Annotated in this window: 20 protein-coding genes; 12 read left to right on the plus strand and 8 right to left on the minus strand. The window is 56.4% G+C overall.

All coding sequences use genetic code 11. The features are described from left to right. Window positions 1-101 precede the first annotated feature (101 nt). The gene (locus tag CKW16_RS23170) at window positions 102-1,160 is read left to right on the plus strand and encodes an MBL fold metallo-hydrolase (protein WP_095130954.1); all 1,059 of its coding nucleotides are present in this window, start codon (window positions 102-104) and stop codon (window positions 1,158-1,160) included. Window positions 1,161-1,211: 51 nt separating this feature from the next. Here CKW16_RS23170 and CKW16_RS23175 read toward each other — a convergent pair whose 3' ends face one another. From CKW16_RS23175 to CKW16_RS23185, 3 genes are all read right to left on the minus strand, one after another. Continuing rightward, a complete protein-coding gene (locus CKW16_RS23175; RefSeq protein WP_080932525.1) occupies window positions 1,212-1,472 on the minus strand; it encodes an XRE family transcriptional regulator in 261 nt (86 codons plus the stop codon). Window positions 1,473-1,483: 11 nt separating this feature from the next. Continuing rightward, the gene (locus tag CKW16_RS23180; protein ID WP_046045462.1) at window positions 1,484-1,801 is read right to left on the minus strand and encodes a helix-turn-helix transcriptional regulator; all 318 of its coding nucleotides are present in this window, start codon (window positions 1,799-1,801) and stop codon (window positions 1,484-1,486) included. Window positions 1,802-1,894: 93 nt separating this feature from the next. Beyond that, window positions 1,895-2,662, minus strand: coding sequence for a helix-turn-helix transcriptional regulator (locus CKW16_RS23185; protein WP_095130955.1), 768 nt, complete (start codon window positions 2,660-2,662; stop codon window positions 1,895-1,897). Window positions 2,663-2,772: 110 nt separating this feature from the next. On the opposite strand from CKW16_RS23185, the gene CKW16_RS23190 reads away from it, so the two are divergent. Both CKW16_RS23190 and CKW16_RS23195 read left to right on the plus strand, forming a co-directional pair. Then, window positions 2,773-3,588 carry a sulfite exporter TauE/SafE family protein gene (locus CKW16_RS23190; RefSeq protein WP_095130957.1) on the plus strand — a complete coding sequence of 272 codons (816 nt, stop codon included), beginning with the start codon at window positions 2,773-2,775 and terminating at the stop codon, window positions 3,586-3,588. 149 nt (window positions 3,589-3,737) lie between these two features. Beyond that, complete coding sequence (locus tag CKW16_RS23195; protein ID WP_095130959.1) at window positions 3,738-4,442, plus strand: hypothetical protein; 705 nt, start codon at window positions 3,738-3,740, stop codon at window positions 4,440-4,442. A gap of 14 nt (window positions 4,443-4,456) precedes the next feature. Here the strand turns inward: CKW16_RS23195 and CKW16_RS23200 are convergent, their stop codons facing one another. Next, window positions 4,457-5,446, minus strand: a complete 990-nt coding sequence (locus tag CKW16_RS23200; RefSeq protein ID WP_095130961.1) for a hypothetical protein — start codon at window positions 5,444-5,446, stop codon at window positions 4,457-4,459. 253 nt (window positions 5,447-5,699) lie between these two features. On the opposite strand from CKW16_RS23200, the gene CKW16_RS23205 reads away from it, so the two are divergent. Both CKW16_RS23205 and CKW16_RS23210 read left to right on the plus strand, forming a co-directional pair. After that, window positions 5,700-7,259, plus strand: a complete 1,560-nt coding sequence (locus CKW16_RS23205) for an McrB family protein (RefSeq protein WP_176471596.1) — start codon at window positions 5,700-5,702, stop codon at window positions 7,257-7,259. Beyond that, window positions 7,256-8,557 carry an McrC family protein gene (locus CKW16_RS23210; protein WP_095130965.1) on the plus strand — a complete coding sequence of 434 codons (1,302 nt, stop codon included), beginning with the start codon at window positions 7,256-7,258 and terminating at the stop codon, window positions 8,555-8,557. Before CKW16_RS23205 ends, CKW16_RS23210 begins: the two co-directional genes overlap by 4 nt. 57 nt (window positions 8,558-8,614) lie before the next feature. On the opposite strand, the gene CKW16_RS23215 is transcribed toward CKW16_RS23210, so the two are convergent. The 4 genes from CKW16_RS23215 to CKW16_RS23230 form a co-directional block, all read right to left on the minus strand. Next, window positions 8,615-9,070, minus strand: a complete 456-nt coding sequence (locus CKW16_RS23215; RefSeq protein ID WP_095130967.1) for a Bro-N domain-containing protein — start codon at window positions 9,068-9,070, stop codon at window positions 8,615-8,617. A gap of 33 nt (window positions 9,071-9,103) precedes the next feature. Continuing rightward, window positions 9,104-10,354, minus strand: coding sequence for a ribonucleotide-diphosphate reductase subunit beta (locus CKW16_RS23220; RefSeq protein ID WP_008034875.1), 1,251 nt, complete (start codon window positions 10,352-10,354; stop codon window positions 9,104-9,106). A gap of 518 nt (window positions 10,355-10,872) precedes the next feature. After that, on the minus strand, window positions 10,873-11,148 hold the full coding sequence (locus tag CKW16_RS23225; RefSeq protein ID WP_046045455.1) for a hypothetical protein: 276 nt from the start codon (window positions 11,146-11,148) through the stop codon (window positions 10,873-10,875). Between the two features lie 190 nt (window positions 11,149-11,338). After that, the gene (locus tag CKW16_RS23230) at window positions 11,339-11,602 is read right to left on the minus strand and encodes a DUF2790 domain-containing protein (protein ID WP_038979415.1); all 264 of its coding nucleotides are present in this window, start codon (window positions 11,600-11,602) and stop codon (window positions 11,339-11,341) included. 414 nt (window positions 11,603-12,016) lie between these two features. On the opposite strand from CKW16_RS23230, the gene acs reads away from it, so the two are divergent. From acs to argR, 7 genes are all read left to right on the plus strand, one after another. Continuing rightward, window positions 12,017-13,972 carry an acetate--CoA ligase gene (acs, locus tag CKW16_RS23235; protein WP_095130969.1) on the plus strand — a complete coding sequence of 652 codons (1,956 nt, stop codon included), beginning with the start codon at window positions 12,017-12,019 and terminating at the stop codon, window positions 13,970-13,972. A gap of 668 nt (window positions 13,973-14,640) precedes the next feature. Beyond that, window positions 14,641-15,414 carry an ABC transporter substrate-binding protein gene (locus tag CKW16_RS23240; RefSeq protein ID WP_008154331.1) on the plus strand — a complete coding sequence of 258 codons (774 nt, stop codon included), beginning with the start codon at window positions 14,641-14,643 and terminating at the stop codon, window positions 15,412-15,414. A 91-nt stretch (window positions 15,415-15,505) separates the two neighbouring features. Next, window positions 15,506-16,195: an ABC transporter permease gene (locus CKW16_RS23245; RefSeq protein ID WP_008154330.1), complete on the plus strand. Its 690-nt coding sequence runs from the start codon at window positions 15,506-15,508 to the stop codon at window positions 16,193-16,195. Further along, the gene (locus CKW16_RS23250) at window positions 16,192-16,890 is read left to right on the plus strand and encodes an ABC transporter permease (protein WP_095130971.1); all 699 of its coding nucleotides are present in this window, start codon (window positions 16,192-16,194) and stop codon (window positions 16,888-16,890) included. The genes CKW16_RS23245 and CKW16_RS23250 overlap by 4 nt, the downstream gene beginning before the upstream one ends. Before the next feature lies 1 nt (window position 16,891). Beyond that, window positions 16,892-18,004 (plus strand): M14 family metallopeptidase, encoded by a 1,113-nt coding sequence (locus tag CKW16_RS23255; protein ID WP_095130973.1) that lies wholly within the window; start codon window positions 16,892-16,894, stop codon window positions 18,002-18,004. A gap of 27 nt (window positions 18,005-18,031) precedes the next feature. Beyond that, window positions 18,032-18,796 carry an ABC transporter ATP-binding protein gene (locus tag CKW16_RS23260; protein ID WP_008154324.1) on the plus strand — a complete coding sequence of 255 codons (765 nt, stop codon included), beginning with the start codon at window positions 18,032-18,034 and terminating at the stop codon, window positions 18,794-18,796. A 113-nt stretch (window positions 18,797-18,909) separates the two neighbouring features. Continuing rightward, window positions 18,910-19,890: a transcriptional regulator ArgR gene (gene argR / locus CKW16_RS23265; protein ID WP_008154322.1), complete on the plus strand. Its 981-nt coding sequence runs from the start codon at window positions 18,910-18,912 to the stop codon at window positions 19,888-19,890. Window positions 19,891-19,912: the final 22 nt, after the last annotated feature.

Consider the following 19,912-nt stretch of genomic DNA (forward strand, 5'->3'; position numbering starts at 1 on the left):
CAGTGAACAATAGATCTCCGGCTGATGCGTGCGTGCCTTGGCCATTTATCGTCCCAAGCGGAAAACCGCGAATCATGTGGTTTTCCTGGAGTCATTCAGTCATGGCCACTTCAACTTCCCCTGCGGACAACGCCTCCACGCCTGAAGCATCCCGTCAGGCAGAAGGGCACTTCCGAAACCATGCGCCCGTGCAACGTGAAGGCTTTCGCAAAATGGTGCGCATCATGTGGAACATGATCTTCCACAAACCGCGTAACACCCGCCCGACGGTGCCTGTCCCGGTGCAAACCCTGACTCAGGCAGCCTTGATCGCCGCCCCCAATCACAGCGTTTACCGCCTCGGCCATTCCACCGTACTGCTGAAACTGCGGGACAAATTCTGGATCACCGACCCGGTCTTCGCCGAGCGCGCCTCACCGGTGCAATGGGCCGGCCCCAAGCGTTTTCACCAGCCACCGATCAGCCTTGAAGAGTTACCGCCGATCGAAGCGGTGATCCTGTCCCACGATCACTACGACCACCTCGATTATCAAGCGGTGCTCAAACTGGCGGACAAGGCCAAGTACTTCCTCACACCGCTGGGTGTCGGTGACACCCTGATCAAGTGGGGCATCGACGCCAGTAAGGTCCGTCAACTGGACTGGTGGCAAGGTACTGAGGTCGACGGTATTCAGTTCATCGCCACGCCATCGCAACATTTTTCTGGTCGAGGTCTGTTTGATGGCAACAGCACGCTGTGGGCCTCGTGGGTGATGATCGACGGCGACACGCGGATCTTCTTCAGCGGCGACAGTGGTTATTTCGACGGCTTCAAACGCATCGGCGAACAGTACGGCCCATTCGACCTGACACTCATGGAAACCGGTGCCTACAACGTCGAGTGGCCTCATGTTCACATGCAGCCGGAGCAAACCCTGCAAGCACACATCGACCTTAAAGGCCGCTGGTTACTGCCGATTCACAACGGCACCTTCGATTTGTCGATGCACGCCTGGTTCGAGCCCTTCGACCGGATTCTGGCGTTGGCCTGGGAGCGGAATGTTTCGATTACCACGCCGCAGATGGGTCAGGCGTTCAATATGATGTATCCGCAACGGGGTGGAGCCTGGTGGTCGGAGATGGAAAACGTTGGCGATCAGGTGGAACCTCAGAACGCTTGATAACGTGCTGCCGGGCCGACCCGCGGGAGCGGCCCGAGGTTCACATCTAAACTAGCTGCGTTCATCCTGTAGCAGGTTTAGATATTCCGAGATCTTTGCCACGGTCAAATCGCGAAATTTTCCGCGGAGCATTTCATTCAGCTCCTCCTGAGACAGTCCGAGCTTTTGTGCCGCCTCAGTCTTACTCAGCCGACCGGTTTCGAGAAATATGCCAATCTTCATAACGTATTCAGATTTGGCCCGCATCTCACCCGCATCGGGATATCCCAGCGCCTCATAAACACAGCTGTCGCTTCCATTGACTTCACTCATTCGCTGACTCCTCACTCAACCATCGCATAATCCGCCCGCCCCACCGGATCAGGCGTCGACCCTTTCACATTCATCCCTCGACCCGGCGCAAACCCCGGGAAGAACACCAACCCCTCCGATTCAAACCGATAAGCCAGCGCCAGCCGCGTAACATCTAGCACGTCGCGTTCATCCTCAAATCGCTGGATAGCGTCCACCGAAACCCCGGATTCCCGAGACAGTTCCTCCACACTCCAACCCAGCATCGCTCGGGCCTGAACGCTATGCGCGGGGGTGAATTGGAAAAGGGCGATACGTTCCAGGGTGATTTTCATCGCATGAGAGGCCATGGTGTTCTCCGGGCTCAAGAGTGCTGATTCAAAAAATACTGTGTTTTTGTACAGTTGTTTTGAGCGCGGATCAACCTCATTTTTTGATCGGTTCTATCTCGTCCCGTCCAGCCAGGTCGTTGGCGCCTGTCCCAGTACGCGGCGGAACATCGTTGAGAACGCTGCCGGGCTGTCATAGCCAAAATCCAGGGCAATCCGCGTCACCGGCTCGCCCACCACCAGCCGCGCCAGAGCCAGTACCACGCAAGCCCGCTGCCGCCATTGGCTGAAACTCAGGCCAGTCTGTTGGCGGAACAGGCGATTGAAGGTGCGCAGACTGATATGCAACTGATCGGCCCATTGCTGTGGCGACTGGTGAGCGTCGGGCCGCTGCACAAAGCCCTGGCACAACGCGAGCAAGCGCGCATCGACGGGCAGCGGAATGTGCAACGGCAGGTGAGTGCTGCGCGCCAGTTCATGCAGCAGCAAGCCGATCAGCGTGCCGTCGCGCCCGCGCTCGTCATACGCCAGCGGGATTTCCACCGCCTCCATCAGCAAATGCCGCATCAACGGCGAAACGCTGATCACCTGGCAGCGATCCCCCAGATCCACCGCTCCCGGCTCGATATACACACTGCGAGTACTCACCCCCAGCATCAGCACCTCGTGCGCCACTCCCGCCGGAATCCACACCGCCCGCTGTGGCGGCACCACCCAGTTGCCGTCGTGCGTGCTGACCTGCATCACCCCGGTGGCGCCGTACAGCAATTGCGCCCGCCGATGTGTATGACGAGGCAACAAATGGCTGTGGGAATAATCCGTACCGATGGCCACCACCGGCCGTGGCGTGTGGTCCAGCAGATCAATCGAAACATTGCGCATCGAGCAGCCCCAGCGGTTGGCGTAAACGCAAACATTATTGGCTGACTTGCTGAAGCAGGCCAAGGCGCATCGTTCTATCGTCGACCGCTCTCAACCAATGGACGACACCGATGTTCTATCTCCTGCTGGCACTCTTCGGCTGCATGACCGGCATCACCGCCGTGCTGTTCGGCTTCGGCGGCGGCTTCGTCGTTGTGCCATTGCTCTACCGCATGCTCATGACCAGCCACGGCACAGACGATCCCGTTAGCCAATCGGCGATGCACATTGCTGTGGCAACCTCGACCTGCGTGATGATCGTCAACGCAACGATCGCTACCGGAAAGCACCGACGCGCCGGTAATCTCATTCGTCATTACCTGTGGCCGTTGGGCGGGTTTATCGGCGTGGGCGCGGTAGTCGGCGCCGTAGCGGCGATGTGGGCAAGTGGCGAGGTGATTCGCTATGCCTTCATCGCGTACCTGGGCGTGACCATCGCGGATTGCCTGTTGCGACGCGGCTTTCTTACAGCGTCCGACACCGCCATCCCACGGCAATTGGGAAGGGCAGAAGTGTCTGGTGGCGGTGTAGGAATCGGCACCATCGCCACGTTTCTCGGCGTAGGCGGCAGCGTCATGACCGTGCCGTTGTTGCGGCGTTGCGGGTTGAGCATGTCCCAGGCGACGTCCATGGCCAATCCGCTCAGTTTGCCCGTGGCGCTGGCCGGGACGCTGACTTACATGGCCATGGCCGGCTTCACCGAGTTTGATCTTGGGCCGTGGTTTGTCGGTTATGTGGATCTGCTGGCGTTTGCGGTATTGACGGTGGGGTCGCTGGTGGGGATTCGATTGGCTACGCCTTGGATCGGGCGGATACCGGATCGAACCCATGCGCGGGTGTATATCGGTTTGCTGGTTTTGGTGATGCTTGGTATGTGGGTCAAGTAGGGTTGGAAGCGACTGGAAGAAGTTCAAGGAACTGCGCAAGATTGCGCTAGATCGTTTTTGCCAAGGTGTTCTTGCCGATGAAAAAGCGATTGCCCAACTAGTGCGGCAGGACTGAGAGTCGCACAACGTATCGAATTAAGGGACCAAGGATGTTGATCTTCAACTGCACCGACGCCGCGAGCAAATTCTTCAGCCGCGTCCACAAGGGCAAGAAAATTACCTCGGTGGAGAAACCACCATCGCCCACTATCGAAGATGATGAGCAAGGTGAGCTCGCCGAGCAGTGGCTGGTCCATGCCATCACCGTGCAACGTAAGCACGTGCTGTTTGTCATCCATGTTGAAACCCGTTACTGCATGATTTTTGCCGATGCAAAAAAGGCCGACGTCGAAGGTTTTGTTCAACGCTTTTCTAGTCGCTGGGTTGATGGCCTGATGCAAGATGCGTTGCACCATGACGTTCTGCAATGGGTTGGTTACGACGGCATGCTGGAGCGCCTCAATGGATGCTGCCGCCAGTACAGGCTATACAAACGCGGCCATCGCAGTGCTCAGGGCCACATAGGCGAAATCGCCTGGATCTTTGAGGATTACGCCGCAGAGTGGGGTTGTTTACCGCCAGACGAGATCATGGCAGGTCGCTTTGACGCGAAGATGAACCGCTTCATTAGAGGCAGCAAAAACGTCAAAGGTTATTTAGTGCCGGATGAGGAGATGATGGCTCACTGGATGCGTCAGTACTGTGGACTCGACGAGCCTGGCATCCAGGCCGCACGCAATCGACGTGATGAAGTAAAACGAGAAATGCGGGAGCTGGAAGCGGCCTACACGAAGCAGGGCCAGCCACCGCAATAATGCTGTGAAGCAAGTTACGTGTCCGCCAACCCCGGCGCTTCCCGAACAATAAAGTGATCCAGGTTCTCAATATTCGCACTGAACACCCCGAACGTCTGCTCGGGGTTTTTCTTGCTCGGCACCTGCTTCAACTCCGGCGTCACACCATAAAAGAAGCAATACAACTCTTTCCCACTCTCACTGGCGTGCTTGATCTCTTCCAGAAACGCTTTGCGCTTGCGGTAGTTGTCGATCAGCTTTTTGCTCAAGTAAACGTTGACTGAATAAGGCTTCTTCTTCGCCTCGTCCGGATGCTTGAACCAGACCTTCTGTTCGAAATCGATACGAAAGCTCTGCGTGTAATCCTTGATCTCCTTGATCTTGCCCCAGTAAATCAGCCCCTTGTTGTCCTGCAAATACTCGATCTTCTTGAAGAACGACCCATAAGGCGCCGTGTGCTCACCAATCTTCAGCGGCATGCGCTTGAGCAACTCCTTGTCCTCGAAGTTCGACACAAAACACTCCACCGGGTGAGCGAAGACACTGGTCTTGTCTGGTGCCGACTCGCGGCTTTCGTGTTCGACATCACTGGCCGCTGAAGGCGGTTTCGGATCGTTCCGCATCACGTCAGCCGCCACCGCCGGGTTCGATGGTTTACGCACATACTCACGCCGCGTCAGCAACAGCTCCGACGGGAAATGCTCCTCGCGACTGTCATCCGTTTCCGCACCGTCCGCGTCCACACCTGACGCCGACGCCTTGAGACTGACATAAGGACAATCCGCCACATGCCGGGTGCTGGGCGTGTTCTTGAAGTGTGGGGTACGGACGTAATTCACGTTTTTGGCGTTGAACGTCGTCAACACATTCGCCGCATCGAATGCCAAACGACAGGCATCGTTGGGGCACTGGAAGTGTTCCTTGGCGGAATCGAAATCCATGGTTTCGTCGAAATTCAAATCGCGCACGTCATAGATCGACAGCTTGTCGTCGAGGCTGAGGCAGTAGGCGAGGTCGAATTTCATGGGGTATCGGGCTCTTTGAGGGGATCGTTTTTATAGTCGCTAAGCGCTCGTCCTGCACAGCTTTTTCAACAGCGCGATCTACTTCTCTGTGCGGCTTTACCAGTGATGGCAATGTAGCTACCGTTGTAGGATAAATTTCCTGCGGCTGTGCGCTATTTCCTACGTCGAGTTTCGGTTTCTGCAACCCGTGTCGACCATGATCGAGCCGCACCCCGCGATGACCATTTGCTCACGTAGCAAGGATAGCGACTCGATGACTTCGCCTGCACTTAACCAAATCTTGTTTGGCCCTCCGGGAACCGGTAAGACGTACGCCACTATCGAGACCGCGCTGGAAATTCTTGCTCCTGAGTTTCTTCGGGCCAACAAAGGCAAACGGGTGGCTTTAAAGAAGTACTTTGATGAGTTAACCGAAGATGGGCACGTTGAGTTTGTCACCTTTCATCAAAGCTTCAGCTACGAGGACTTCGTCGAAGGTCTACGTGCTAAAAGCGGAGAAGATGGGCAATTGCGCTACGAAGTCGTCGATGGTGTGTTCAAAAAAATGTGCACCTCTGCCATGGCCAAGGCAAAGCACCCCGGTGCTCTATTTATAAAGGGGGAGTCATTTGGTTCGGGGTACATAGTCGCGAGTGCATCTGTTGAGTTGCTGAGCTTGGTTAAACCTAATGGTAAAGAGCTACCGATTGGGATGAGTATTCTTCACACGCTCGCTGAATATGTGCGCGCAGGGCGGTTAACCGTCGCAGATGTTCGCAACAAGCTAGTTTTTGACAAAGTGTCAGAAACTAAGCTGGAACCATATCTCATCAACGGCTACAACAATATTTTGCCGGTTTTGGTTCAGCGCATTTTGGATACGTCATCTGAAGACGCAAAGGTCAAGGAGACAGCTCAATCCAGCGACGCACGCGTACTCATCATCGATGAAATAAATCGCGGTAATATCTCTCGGATCTTCGGTGAGCTGATTACTCTCATCGAGCCATCCAAGCGTGCAGGAGCTGATGAGGCATTAAAGGTGACGCTGCCGTATTCGAAGGATCATTTCAGCGTTCCGAGCAATGTCTACCTCATTGGCACCATGAACACCGCTGATCGTTCATTGGCTGGTCTAGATATCGCGCTGCGTCGTCGTTTCACGTTCCGCGAAATGCCGCCTAAGCCTGAGCTGCTGAAAGACGTCACCGTGGGGGAACTCAATGTTGCCCAACTCCTAATAGTGATGAATCAACGAATTGAGAAGCTGTTAGACCGAGATCATTGCTTAGGGCACGCGTATTTCATGCCGTTAGAGAGTGAGCCAACGTTGGAGCGATTGGGCCAAATCTTTCGCGAGCAAGTACTCCCATTGCTGCAAGAGTATTTCTTCGAAGATTGGCTACGGATTCAATGGGTCCTTAACGATCATCGCAAGGCCCCTGAAAACTGCTTTATCGCGCAGGCGCTATTCAACTCAGGATTTTTGTTTGGCGATCAAGTGGTGCTAAGTAACCAAAATAACCAATGGGTAATCAACGAAGACGCCTTTGCTCGGATTGAGTCTTTTTGGGGTGTCATTGATCACCAAGCAGTACCTCCAAAGGTCCAGGAGGCTATCGAAGCTGAAAAAGACGACATTCAGGTTCGTCAGCTTGAAAGCGGATCAATCGAGGTTTTAAAGTCTGGGAAGATCGTCAGCCCATCTAAACCTATTTTGCGAGAGCTTGCCGCAGCGCATGGCCTGACAACCCACCATGCAAGTGGTCTTGAGTTTAATACTCGCCATCTTGGTGCGGCCGTTATCAGTGCATTGAAAGGCGTGACGGTGTGAAACCCGTCATCACGGTCCGAGAGTACGCGAGGCTGACGACAGATAAAATCACTGAGCCGACGTTGGATCTTGCTCAAGTATCGGTTTCCGCCTTTGACTGGCTGTGCAAGTTGAATGCTTCTTTCAGCAATGCTGGAGCTGCACTGGTTCAGCTTGAGAATCGGTGTTTACTCAAACTCGACAACTACGTTGGTGTACTAGAAACACCCTGTGGCACGCGTCTTGAAATTCTCCCCAAACATTTTGAGCGAGAGGACTGCATTAAGCAGAGCAGAGTGTTGTTGCGGCGTATGATCCAAACCTCTCTAAATTTACCCACCCGTGAAGTCGGCGCAGCAGATCTTCAAAATTTCGATGCACCGCTGAGCGAATGGGTCATGGGCCGATTCCTACTGGCTCTGGATCACTTGATCAAGCGAGGTCTACGCTTTGACTACCAGCGCGTAGAGGAGGAACAACGGTTCCTACGTGGTCAATTGGATGTGGTTAAGCAAATGCGCCAACCCCCTGGGCGCCAGCACCACTTCCAAATTCGACACGATATCTATTTGCCCGACCGACCAGAAAATCGCTTACTCAAATTCGCGCTAGATGAGGTCTGCAAAGCAACAAAAGATGCTGGTAACTGGCGTCTGGCTCACGAGTTAAGAAGTGTGTTGTTAGAGGTTCCTACAAGCCGCAATGTGCAGCAGGATTTCAAACAATGGAGTAGCGAGCGACTGATGGCGCACTATGTGCCGGTGAAGCCCTGGTGCGAGCTGATTATCAAGCAACAGATGCCTTTGGCGGTCGCCGGGGAGTGGCATGGCATGAGCTTGTTGTTTCCTATGGAGAAGCTGTTTGAGCGCTATGTAGCTGCGAGTCTAAACCGGGATCTGATGCAAGACGCTCGACTTCAAACTCAAACCCACACTGAATATTTGTGTCAGCACAAAGGCAAAAACTTCTTTCAATTACGGCCGGATTTGATGGTTCACCATAAGAACGAAAGCTGGGTGCTAGACACAAAATGGAAGCGGTTGAACTCCTCTGGGGAGGATAAGAGTTACGGTTTGAAGCAGTCCGATTTTTATCAGTTGTTTGCTTATGGCCACAAATATCTCGCGGGCGAGGGGGAGTTGGTGCTGATTTATCCAAGACGATCTGCGTTTGATGCGCCGTTGCAGATATTCGAGTTTGCACCACAACTCAAGCTTTGGGTGCTGCCGTTTGATATGGAACGTGGCGTATTGTTAGGCGCTCCTGAAGGGTTCCCGCTTCACTCTCAGGAGCTGCAATCGAGTGAACAGTCGGCGTGATGCTCAACGCCCTCAATCAAATGGGTGCAGAAAGCTGCACCCATCTTTAGCGGCTTTCTAAAATAGAAATAGCCGTGAAGCTTTCCTCCACCAGGATGTTTGCTGTTGGGTCGGCAGGATGCAAGGCATGTCCCGCATCCGAATCCATGGTTCATTCTGCCAATGCAGCAAACTCAGTTGCATCTGTGGCCAATCCAAAACGCTCAAGGTCGGCCGCTCAACTGCCCGCGATGGTCTTGCGTCACGCAGTGCAGCTACAACCTGATGCGTCAGCCATTCGCGTAGTGAGCGATATTCCGGGCAATAGTGATAAACCAATAATGCATACACGCCCGATTCGCTGAGCATCAGTCGTTCCTCTGCTACTCCGTGAGCGTGCACCAACAACATCCGTCGCTGATCTGTATCGAGTTTTCGGGACATTCGCTCATCCAAATACTTGCCCATCAGCCGCCCTATATCACGCGCGCAAAACCAGGCTTGGTTTTCGAAGAGTAGGGCGTGGAGATGAATGTCGTGGCGAGTGAATAGGGTGGAGCTAGGGAATCAATCCCAGCTAAGCGCACCGCCGGTTTGGTATTCAATAACCCGCGTCTCAAAGAAGTTCTTCTCTTTCTTCAAGTCCATAATCTCGCTCATCCAAGGGAACGGGTTAGTCGTCCCTGGGTACTCTTCTTTCAAACCAATCTGGCTCAAACGACGGTTAGCAATGAACTTCAGGTAGTCCTCCATCATCGCCGCGTTCATGCCCAACACGCCGCGAGGCATGGTGTCACGAGCGTATTCAATCTCCAGCTGAGTGCCCTGCAGAATCATCTGCGAAGCTTCTTCCTTCATTTCAGCGTCCCACAAGTGCGGGTTTTCGATTTTGATCTGGTTGATCACGTCGATGCCGAAGTTCAGGTGCATGGATTCGTCGCGCAGGATGTATTGGAACTGCTCGGCGACGCCGGTCATTTTGTTGCGGCGGCCCATGGAGAGGATCTGGGTGAAGCCGCAGTAGAAGAAGATGCCTTCCAGAACGCAGTAGTAGGCGATCAGGTTGCGCAGCAGCTCTTTGTCGGTTTCGACGGTGCCGGTTTCGAACTTCGGATCGGAGATCGAACGGGTGTATTTGAGGCCCCAGGTGGCTTTTTTCGCGACCGATGGGATCTCGTGGTACATGTTGAAGATCTCGCCTTCATCCATGGCCAACGATTCGATGCAGTACTGGTAGGCGTGGGTGTGGATCGCCTCTTCGAACGCCTGGCGCAGGATGTACTGGCGGCATTCCGGGTTGGTGATCAGGCGGTACACGGCCAGCACCAGGTTGTTAGCAACCAGGGAGTCGGCGGTGGAGAAGAAGCCGAGGTTGCGCATGACGATGCGGCGCTCGTCGTCGGTCAGGCCTTCCGGGTCTTTCCAGAGGGCGATGTCGGCGGTCATGTTGACTTCTTGCGGCATCCAGTGGTTTGCGCAACCGTCCAGGTACTTCTGCCAGGCCCAGTCGTACTTGAACGGTACGAGCTGGTTGAGGTCGGCGCGGCAGTTGATCATGCGCTTTTCGTCGACCGCCACACGGGCGGAGGCGCCTTCGAGTTCGGCGAGGCCTTCGGCGATGTCGAGGTTGTCCAGGGCAGCTTTTGCACGGGCGATTGCGGCGGAGTCGGACGCGGTTACAGCGCGGGCTTCTTGAGCCGCGACGCCACCAGCGGTGTCGAGGCGGTCCATGTTGGCTTCAGTTGCGTGCCCAGCGTTGGCGCCTTTTACAACGGTTTCGCCGCTGTCTTCTTTGTCGAATTCGTCCCAGCTCAGCATGACGTGTCGTCTCCTGCGTGAGGGCCAGATGCCCGTGTGAAAACTGATAGGTTGGTTTTTCACACGGCCGTACTGGCCGCGTTGGATAGCGTTTTTTGCAGCGGTACACGCAGGCAAATAAACATAATTTTGTACGGGGTTCCGAGAGCCTCTGAGGGGCGCAGAAATCGGTGAGGACTTCGGCGTGGGCTTCAGACTGGCTGTTATCCCTGTAAGGGAATATTGCAGGCCCGTTTAAGCCGGCATTATAGGGAAATTTTTGCGGCCGTGGTGGGGCGAATCCGCGCATGGAGCGGTCGAGAAGGAGGGTTTTTCGGTCGGAGCGAGGGTTTATAGGGCTTTGGCTGGATGTCGGGAGTGAAGATTTTTTTTCATAAATTTTGGCCAGCCATTTTTTTGTTCAAAAAACAGCCAAAAAACTGCGTTTTTCACTACATGTTGTGTTTTGAGTCACTTTTCGATGCCCCCAGACACAACTAAGCCCGGCCGAAGCCGGGCTGTAAAGTCACCCTTGATGATCAGCTGAGGCGAGCGGCACCCACGTGATCTGCGCCATCAGCAGCGACTTTGGCAGCGCCGGTGTGATCAAAACCGTCAGAAGCAAGTTTGGCAGCGCCCGTGTGGTCGGAGCCATCGGAGGCGAAAGACGCCGAACCGGTGTGGTCGTAACCGTCAGAAGCGACAGCCGCTTCAGTGGTGTAAGCAGCCGAGCCAGTGCGGTCGTAGCCGTCAGCGGCGAAGGTATTAGCGGCCAGGACAGAGAGGGTCAGGGCGAGGATCAGTTTGGTTTTCATGGTAGTGGCTCCAGGTTCGTTGGCGTTTTGTGCCTTGGGTGTGGAATTCATACTACGGCCAGCTAATTTGATTAAAAAGCGCAAATAAACGCTTAAATCAATCGTATAAATTGATGTATAGGGTTCGGCGCTTCATCTGCCTTAAGTAGCGGGCGGGTGGGTCGAACCTTGGGAGGGTGAGAGCGGGTGATTAGCCGTTGGAGCAGCCGTTACCCATGACGCTGTAACGAAGAATGTGGCGTTGGCCTTTAGAGTCGTCGTATTCCATTTTCGCCGGAACAACTTCACACACATTCGGGATTTCGCTCATGGAGATAACTTTGGCGATGTCCAGGTGAGTGGAGTAAGTGTATTCCTCGATGGCGGGTTGCTGCTGCGCGACATCAGTCGGGACCTCGTCTGCCATGGCGGTTGCGCACAGGCTGCTGAGGGCCAGAACTAATAAAGCTTTCATTTCAGATTTACCTTTTAGAGGTCGAGTGGGGTCACGCAACCTTTTTGGGGTTGCGTGTAGAACTTAAGTACTAGGTTTTGGATTAACTGCCTTCGTGGGGGCTGCAACTTGGTTAATCACGTTGCCTGGTTGGCGAGGCTGATTTTAGGCGTGGGGTTTACATTCATATAGCCGTGCTTTTGATAAACACTATTGGCAGATCCTGTAACAATCCTCGAAAAGCGACCTTTGGCTCGCTGATGAAGCCAATGTCATAAATGCTCAAAGCCCCTGAAATCACCGGCCTTGAGCGCCTCGGCGGGGTATAGCCACATTTTGTAGGGGCTTGTTACTACCATCGTCGAATGGTTCTATAGGCCCGGCCCGGCTACAACTGGGTCATACAAAAACAACTATTCCACCGAGGTAACAAAGATGAGTGCGGCTTCTCTGTATCCCGTTCGTCCCGAGGTTTTGGCCAACACGCTGACTGACGAGGCGACCTACAAGGCCATGTACCAGCAGTCCGTCGTTAACCCGGACGGCTTCTGGCGCGAGCAAGCCAAGCGCCTCGACTGGATCAAGCCTTTCACCACGGTGAAACAGACTTCTTTCGACGATCACCATGTCGACATCAAATGGTTCGCCGACGGCACCCTGAACGTTTCCTACAACTGCCTTGACCGTCATCTGGCCGAGCGCGGCGATCAAGTCGCGATCATTTGGGAAGGGGATGACCCTGCCGAAAGCCGCAACATCACCTACCGCGAGCTGCACGAACAAGTCTGCAAGTTCGCCAACGCCCTGCGCGGCCAGGATGTGCACCGCGGCGACGTGGTGACTATCTATATGCCGATGATCCCCGAAGCCGTGGTCGCCATGCTGGCCTGTACCCGGATCGGCGCGATTCACTCGGTGGTGTTTGGTGGTTTCTCGCCGGAAGCCTTGGCGGGTCGGATCATCGACTGCAAATCCAAAGTGGTGATCACGGCCGACGAAGGCATTCGTGCCGGCAAGAAGATCCCGCTCAAGTCCAACGTCGACGACGCGCTGACCAACCCGGAAACCAGCAGCATCCAGAAAGTCATCGTGTGCAAGCGCACCGGTGGCGACATCAAGTGGAACCAGCATCGCGACATCTGGTTCGAGGACCTGATGAAAGTGGCGGGCACTGTGTGTGCGCCGAAAGAAATGGGCGCTGAAGAAGCGCTGTTCATCCTTTATACCTCCGGTTCGACCGGTAAGCCGAAGGGCGTGCAACACACCACCGGCGGTTATCTGCTGTACGCGGCGATGACCCACGAGCGTGTGTTCGACTACCGCCCGGGCGAAGTCTACTGGTGCACCGCCGACGTCGGTTGGGTCACTGGCCACACCTACATCGTTTATGGTCCGCTGGCCAATGGCGCGACCACGCTGTTGTTTGAAGGCGTGCCGAACTATCCGGACATCACCCGGGTGGCGAAGATCGTCGACAAGCACAAGGTCAATATCCTCTACACCGCGCCAACCGCGATCCGCGCGATGATGGCGTCGGGCAAAGCCGCTGTTGAAGGCGCTGATGGCAGTAGCCTGCGACTGTTGGGTTCCGTCGGTGAGCCGATTAACCCGGAAGCGTGGGATTGGTACTACAAGAACGTCGGCCAATCCCGTTGCCCGATCGTCGACACTTGGTGGCAGACCGAAACCGGCGGCAACATGATGAGCCCGCTGCCGGGCGCTCACGGCCTCAAGCCGGGTTCTGCGGCACGTCCGTTTTTCGGCGTAGTGCCGGCACTGGTGGACAACCTGGGCAACATCCTCGAAGGCGTGGCCGAGGGCAACCTGGTGATTCTCGATTCGTGGCCAGGCCAGGCGCGCACGCTGTATGGCGACCATGACCGCTTCGTCGATACCTACTTCAAGACGTTCCGCGGCATGTACTTCACCGGTGACGGTGCGCGTCGTGACGAAGATGGTTACTACTGGATTACCGGTCGCGTGGATGACGTGCTCAACGTGTCCGGCCACCGCATGGGCACCGCGGAGATTGAAAGCGCGATGGTTGCCCACCCGAAAGTCGCGGAAGCAGCCGTGGTCGGTGTGCCGCACGACATCAAAGGGCAGGGCATTTATGTCTATGTCACGTTGATCGGTGGCGAAGAGCCGAGCGAACAGCTGCGCCTGGAACTGAAAAACTGGGTGCGTAAAGAGATCGGTCCGATTGCCTCGCCGGATGTCATCCAGTGGGCGCCGGGCCTGCCGAAAACCCGTTCGGGCAAAATCATGCGCCGTATCCTGCGCAAGATTGCTACGGCCGAATACGATGGGTTGGGGGATATCTCCACTCTGGCGGATCCGGGTGTGGTGCAGCATTTGATTGATACGCACAAGACCATGAACGTCGCTTAACCCGCCGTTCTTGAGTCATCGAAGCCCCGCCCGGCATTGCGCCGAGCGGGGCTTTTTCGTACCGATCGTTCCCACGCTCTGCGTGGGAATGCCGCCCGGGACGCTCCGCGTCCCTTACTGCATGTGACGCAGAGCGTCACTGGATGCATTCCCACGCGGAGCGTGGGAACGATCAACGGGCCAACCAATATTTATCGGCTTCTCCCGTAGGAGCATTCCTGTTGTTACCTGCCTTCGTTCAAGTAACTGAATGTGTAACCGCTCGCTCCGATACGGGGCATTGGGAAACGCGAAGTCCCATCATCGGGTCTCCTCAGGCCCTGCAACAAATAAGACACAACGCTACGCTTGCCGGATTAGAAGGGTTTGCCAATAATAGGCCCGCAATTTGCAGCATAGATCGGTTCACTGTCTTTTGCTCTTGCATGAATTTGCAAGGCTGTCAACGCGCCCAAGCGGCTTTCTCGGTGCTTCTGTAATTAGTTGTCGCATTGAAGAAATATCGGCTTCGGGCCTGTCGTTAGAATGCCGATCACTCGCTCGTTGTTGCTCGCGTTGAAAAAAGCGCGCGATTCCTACAACGCAGCACCGCTTTGCGGTTCCACTCATTCGCATATTGGGCTGTCGCTCACTCTGCCGTTTTAGCCCTTTACCGATGGAGTCCCAAGATGAAGAAACTCGTGCTGCTTGGCGCCCTGGCACTGTCCGTGCTGTCCCTGCCGACTTTCGCCGATGAAAAGCCTCTGAAAATTGGTATCGAAGCGGCTTACCCTCCGTTCGCTTCCAAAGCGCCGGACGGCAGCATCGTTGGTTTCGACTACGACATCGGCAACGCTCTGTGCGAAGAGATGAAGGTCAAGTGCGTTTGGGTCGAGCAAGAGTTCGACGGTCTGATCCCGGCACTCAAAGTGCGCAAGATCGACGCGATCCTGTCATCCATGTCGATCACTGAAGACCGCAAGAAGTCCGTGGACTTCACCAACAAGTACTACAACACCCCGGCTCGCCTGGTCATGAAGGCCGGCACTCCAGTCAGCGACAGCCTGGCTGAGCTCAAGGGCAAAAACATCGGCGTGCAACGTGGTTCGATCCACGAGCGTTTCGCCCGCGAAGTCCTGGCTCCGCTGGGTGCCGAGATCAAGCCATACGGCTCGCAAAACGAAATTTACCTCGACGTGGCTGCTGGCCGCCTCGACGGCACCGTGGCAGACGCTACGCTGCTGGATGACGGTTTCCTGAAAACCGACGCCGGCAAAGGGTTCGCCTTCGTTGGCCCGGCCTTCACCGACGTCAAATACTTCGGCGACGGCGTGGGTATCGCAGTTCGCAAGGGTGACGCGCTGAAAGACAAGATCAACACCGCGATCACCGCCATTCGCGAGAACGGCAAGTACAAGCAAATCCAGGACAAATACTTCGCCTTCGATATCTACGGCAAGTAACACGTCCCGGCGACAAGTCCGAAATGGCGCAAGCAACAGGATCTCTGAGGTTTGCGCCATTTTTTCATCCCCCTTTTCGAGGACCTGAATCATGTTGAAAGGCTACGGGGCTGTCATCCTCGATGGCGCATGGCTGACGCTTCAGCTCGCCTTGTCGTCCATGGTCTTGGCCATTGTTCTGGGTCTGATCGGCGTTGCGCTGCGTCTGTCCCCGATTCGCTGGCTGGCCTGGCTGGGCGACCTGTATTCCACGGTGATCCGCGGGATTCCCGACCTGGTGCTGATCCTGCTGATTTTCTACGGTGGTCAGGACCTGCTCAACCGCGTCGCGCCGATGCTCGGTTTTGACGACTACATCGATCTGAACCCGTTGGCCGCCGGTATCGGCACCTTGGGCTTCATATTCGGTGCGTATCTGTCGGAAACCTTCCGTGGTGCCTTCATGGCGATCCCGAAAGGTCAGGCAGAAGCCGGCATGGCGTACGGCATGAGCAGTTTTCAGGTGTTCTTCCGGGTGTTGGTGCCGCAGATGATTCGTCTGGCGATTCCGGGCTTCACCAATAACTGGCTGGTCCTGACCAAGGCCACCGCGCTGATTTCGGTGGTGGGTCTGCAAGACATGATGTTCAAGGCCAAGCAGGCGGCAGATGCCACCCGCGAGCCTTTCACCTTCTTCCTCGCAGTGGCGGCGATGTACCTGGTGATCACCAGTGTCTCGTTGTTGGCATTGCGTCACCTTGAGAAGCGCTACTCGGTAGGCGTAAGGGCGGCTGATCTATGATCTTCGACTACAACGTCATTTGGGAGGCCCTGCCGCTGTACTTCGGCGGCCTGGTGACCACCCTCAAATTGCTCGCGCTGTCGCTGTTTTTCGGTCTGTTGGCGGCCTTGCCGCTGGGGCTGATGCGCGTCTCGAAGAACGCAGCCGTCAACATGTCGGCCTGGCTCTTCACCTATGTGATCCGCGGCACGCCGATGCTGGTGCAGCTGTTTTTGATCTACTACGGTCTGGCGCAGTTCGAAGCGGTACGTGAAAGCTTCCTCTGGCCGTGGCTGTCCAGCGCCACGTTCTGTGCGTGCCTGGCCTTTGCGATCAACACCAGCGCCTACACCGCCGAAATCATCGCCGGCAGCCTGCGGGCCACGCCGAACGGTGAGATCGAAGCGGCCAAGGCGATGGGCATGTCGCGCTACAAAATGTACAAGCGCATCCTGCTGCCGTCGGCCCTGCGCCGGGCGTTGCCGCAGTACAGCAACGAAGTGATCATGATGCTGCAGACCACCAGTCTGGCGTCCATCGTGACCCTGATCGACATCACCGGTGCCGCGCGCACGGTCAACGCGCAGTTCTACCTGCCGTTCGAAGCCTACATCACCGCCGGCGTGTTCTACCTGTGCCTGACGTTCATTCTGGTGCGGATGTTCAAACTGGCCGAGCGCCGCTGGCTGGGCTATCTGGCCCCGCGGAAGCACTGATATGGAACGCATCGATCATTCATTGCCGTGGAGCCACTTGGGCAGCGAACGCCAGATTTCGGTGTTTCGCTTCGGCAGTGGCGAGCGCAAGGCCTACATTCAGGCCAGCCTGCACGCCGATGAACTGCCGGGGATGCGCACGGCCTGGGAGCTGAAAAAGCGCCTGACCGAACTCGAAGCCCAAGGCTTGCTCAACGGTGTGATCGAACTGGTGCCGGTGGCCAATCCACTGGGCCTCGGCCAACTGCTTCAAGGCAATCATCAAGGGCGTTTTGAGGCGGGCAGCGGCAAGAACTTCAACCGGGATTTCGTCGAGCTGAGCGCGCCAGTGGCCGCCGAGCTGGAAGGGCACCTGGGTGATGATCCGCACGCCAATATTCAGCTGATCCGTCAGACCATGAGCGATGTGCTCGCCGCATTGCCGCCAGCTACAAGTCAGTTGCAAGGCATGCAGCGCATTTTGCTGAGCCATGCCTGCACCGCTGACGTGGTGCTGGATCTGCATTGCGATGCCGAAGCGGCGCTGCACATGTACGCCTTGCCGCAACACTGGCCGCAGTGGCGTTCGTTGGCCGCGCACCTGGACGTGAAGGTGGGTCTGCTGGCGGAAGATTCCGGTGGCAGTTCGTTCGACGAAGCCTGTTCGCTGCCGTGGTTGCGACTGTCGCGTCTGTTTCCTGATGCGAAGATTCCCCTGGCCTGCCTGGCGACTACCATTGAATTAGGTGGTCAGGCCGATACCGGTCGCGCTGAAGCCTGCGCTTACGCCGAAGGCATTCTCGCGTTCCTCGCCGAGCAAGGCTTGATCAGCGGCGAATGGCCAAAACCTGCGCAAGATGCTTGCGAAGGCATGCCGTTCGAAGGCACCGAATTACTGTTCGCGCCACACCCTGGCGTGATCAGTTTCTTGCGTAAACCCGGTGAATGGATTGAAGCCGGCGATGAGATTTTCGAAGTGATCGATCCGTTATCGGATCGGGTCAGCACGGTGTGTGCTGGTACGTCCGGGGTGCTGTTTGCCATTGAACGGCTGCGTTATGCCCAACCCGGTTTCTGGCTGGCCAAGGTGGCGGGGCGCGAAGCGCTGCGTCACGGGCGCTTGCTCAACGACTGACTGACTGTTTTTGTGAGAACCGACCGCATGTACAAACTTGAAGTCCAAGACCTGCATAAACGCTATGGCAGTCACGAAGTGCTCAAGGGCGTGTCCCTGAAAGCGGCGGCTGGCGATGTGATCAGCATCATCGGCTCCAGTGGCTCCGGCAAAAGTACTTTCCTGCGCTGCATCAACCTGCTGGAGCAGCCGCACGCGGGCAAGATTTTGCTCAACAACGAAGAGCTGAAACTGGTTGCCAACAAGGACGGCGCGCTGAAGGCGGCCGACCCGAAACAGCTGCAACGCATGCGTTCGCGCCTGTCGATGGTGTTCCAGCATTTCAACCTGTGGTCGCACATGACCGCGCTGGAAAACATCATGGAAGCGCCGGTCCACGTGCTCGGCATGTCCAAGGCCGAAGCCCGCGAGAAGGCCGAGCACTACCTGAACAAGGTCGGTGTGGCCCATCGTAAAGATGCTTACCCGGGCCACATGTCCGGCGGCGAGCAGCAGCGTGTGGCGATTGCCCGTGCGCTGGCGATGGAACCTGAGGTGATGCTGTTCGACGAACCAACATCAGCGCTCGACCCGGAACTGGTCGGCGACGTGCTGAAAGTCATGCAGGCCCTGGCGCTGGAAGGCCGGACCATGGTGGTGGTGACGCACGAAATGGGCTTCGCCCGTGAAGTGTCGAACCAGCTGGTGTTCCTGCACAAAGGTGTCGTCGAAGAAAGCGGCAACCCGCGTGAGGTACTGGTCAATCCACAGTCCGAACGTCTGCAACAATTCCTCTCGGGCAGCCTGAAGTAATCGCTCCCGTTACGCACCAAATTAGGTCATGCTGCGCACCGCGCGCCAGATGGTCTAATTTGGTTGCAGCCGCTTTCGGCTTCTAACAGTGTTTTCGTTTCGGATTGCCCGCCATGACTGCCCATCGAATTGGTTTCCTGATTTGGCCCAGCACTAAAGCACTGACGCTTGCGCTGGCTGAGGAGGCCTTGCGTGTTGCCCAGCGTGTGCATCCGGACGTTGTCTACGAACTGTCGTTTTTGCAGGCCGAACCGCCGACCGAAGGCGCCTGGCAATTGCCGGGTGAGCCGTGGGCCGGCAAGCTCGAAAACTTCCAGAAATTGTTTCTGCTCGCCGATGAGCCACCCACCACACTCGCGCCGGCGCTCAGCAGTGCGCTGAAACAACTGGTGCGTGCTGGCTGCGTGATCGGCGGTTTGTCTGCCGGTGTTTACCCGTTGGCGCAACTGGGTTTGCTCGACGGTTATCGCGCGGCCGTGCATTGGCGCTGGCAGGACGACTTCACCGAACGCTTCCCGAAAGTCATTGCTACCAGCCATCTGTTCGACTGGGATCGCGATCGTCTGACCGCGTGCGGCGGCATGTCGGTACTCGACTTGCTGCTGGCCGTGCTGGCCCGCGACCACGGCGCCGAACTGGCCGGTGCTGTGTCGGAAGAACTGGTGGTGGAGCGCATCCGCGAAGGCGGCGAGCGCCAGCGCATTCCGCTGCAGAACCGTCTCGGTTCCAGCCATCCGAAGCTCACCCAAGCCGTGTTGCTGATGGAAGCCAACATCGAAGAGCCGTTGACCACTGACGAAATCGCCCAGCATGTGTGCGTGTCCCGTCGGCAACTGGAGCGGATCTTCAAGCAATACCTCAACCGTGTGCCGAGCCAGTATTACCTGGAGCTGCGCCTGAACAAGGCCCGGCAGATGTTGATGCAAACCAGCAAGTCGATCATCCAGATCGGCCTATCGTGTGGCTTCTCCTCGGGGCCGCATTTCTCCAGCGCCTACCGCAACTTCTTCGGCGCCACGCCGCGGGAAGATCGCAACCAGCGGCGCAGCAGCAGCCCGTTCGAATTGTCGTCGGTGCCCTCGGAGCGTGGGTGACAGAGCAATCACGTCACCTGCT

The sequence above is a fragment of the Pseudomonas sp. Irchel s3h14 genome, from assembly GCF_900187425.1.
GTDB lineage: Bacteria > Pseudomonadota > Gammaproteobacteria > Pseudomonadales > Pseudomonadaceae > Aquipseudomonas.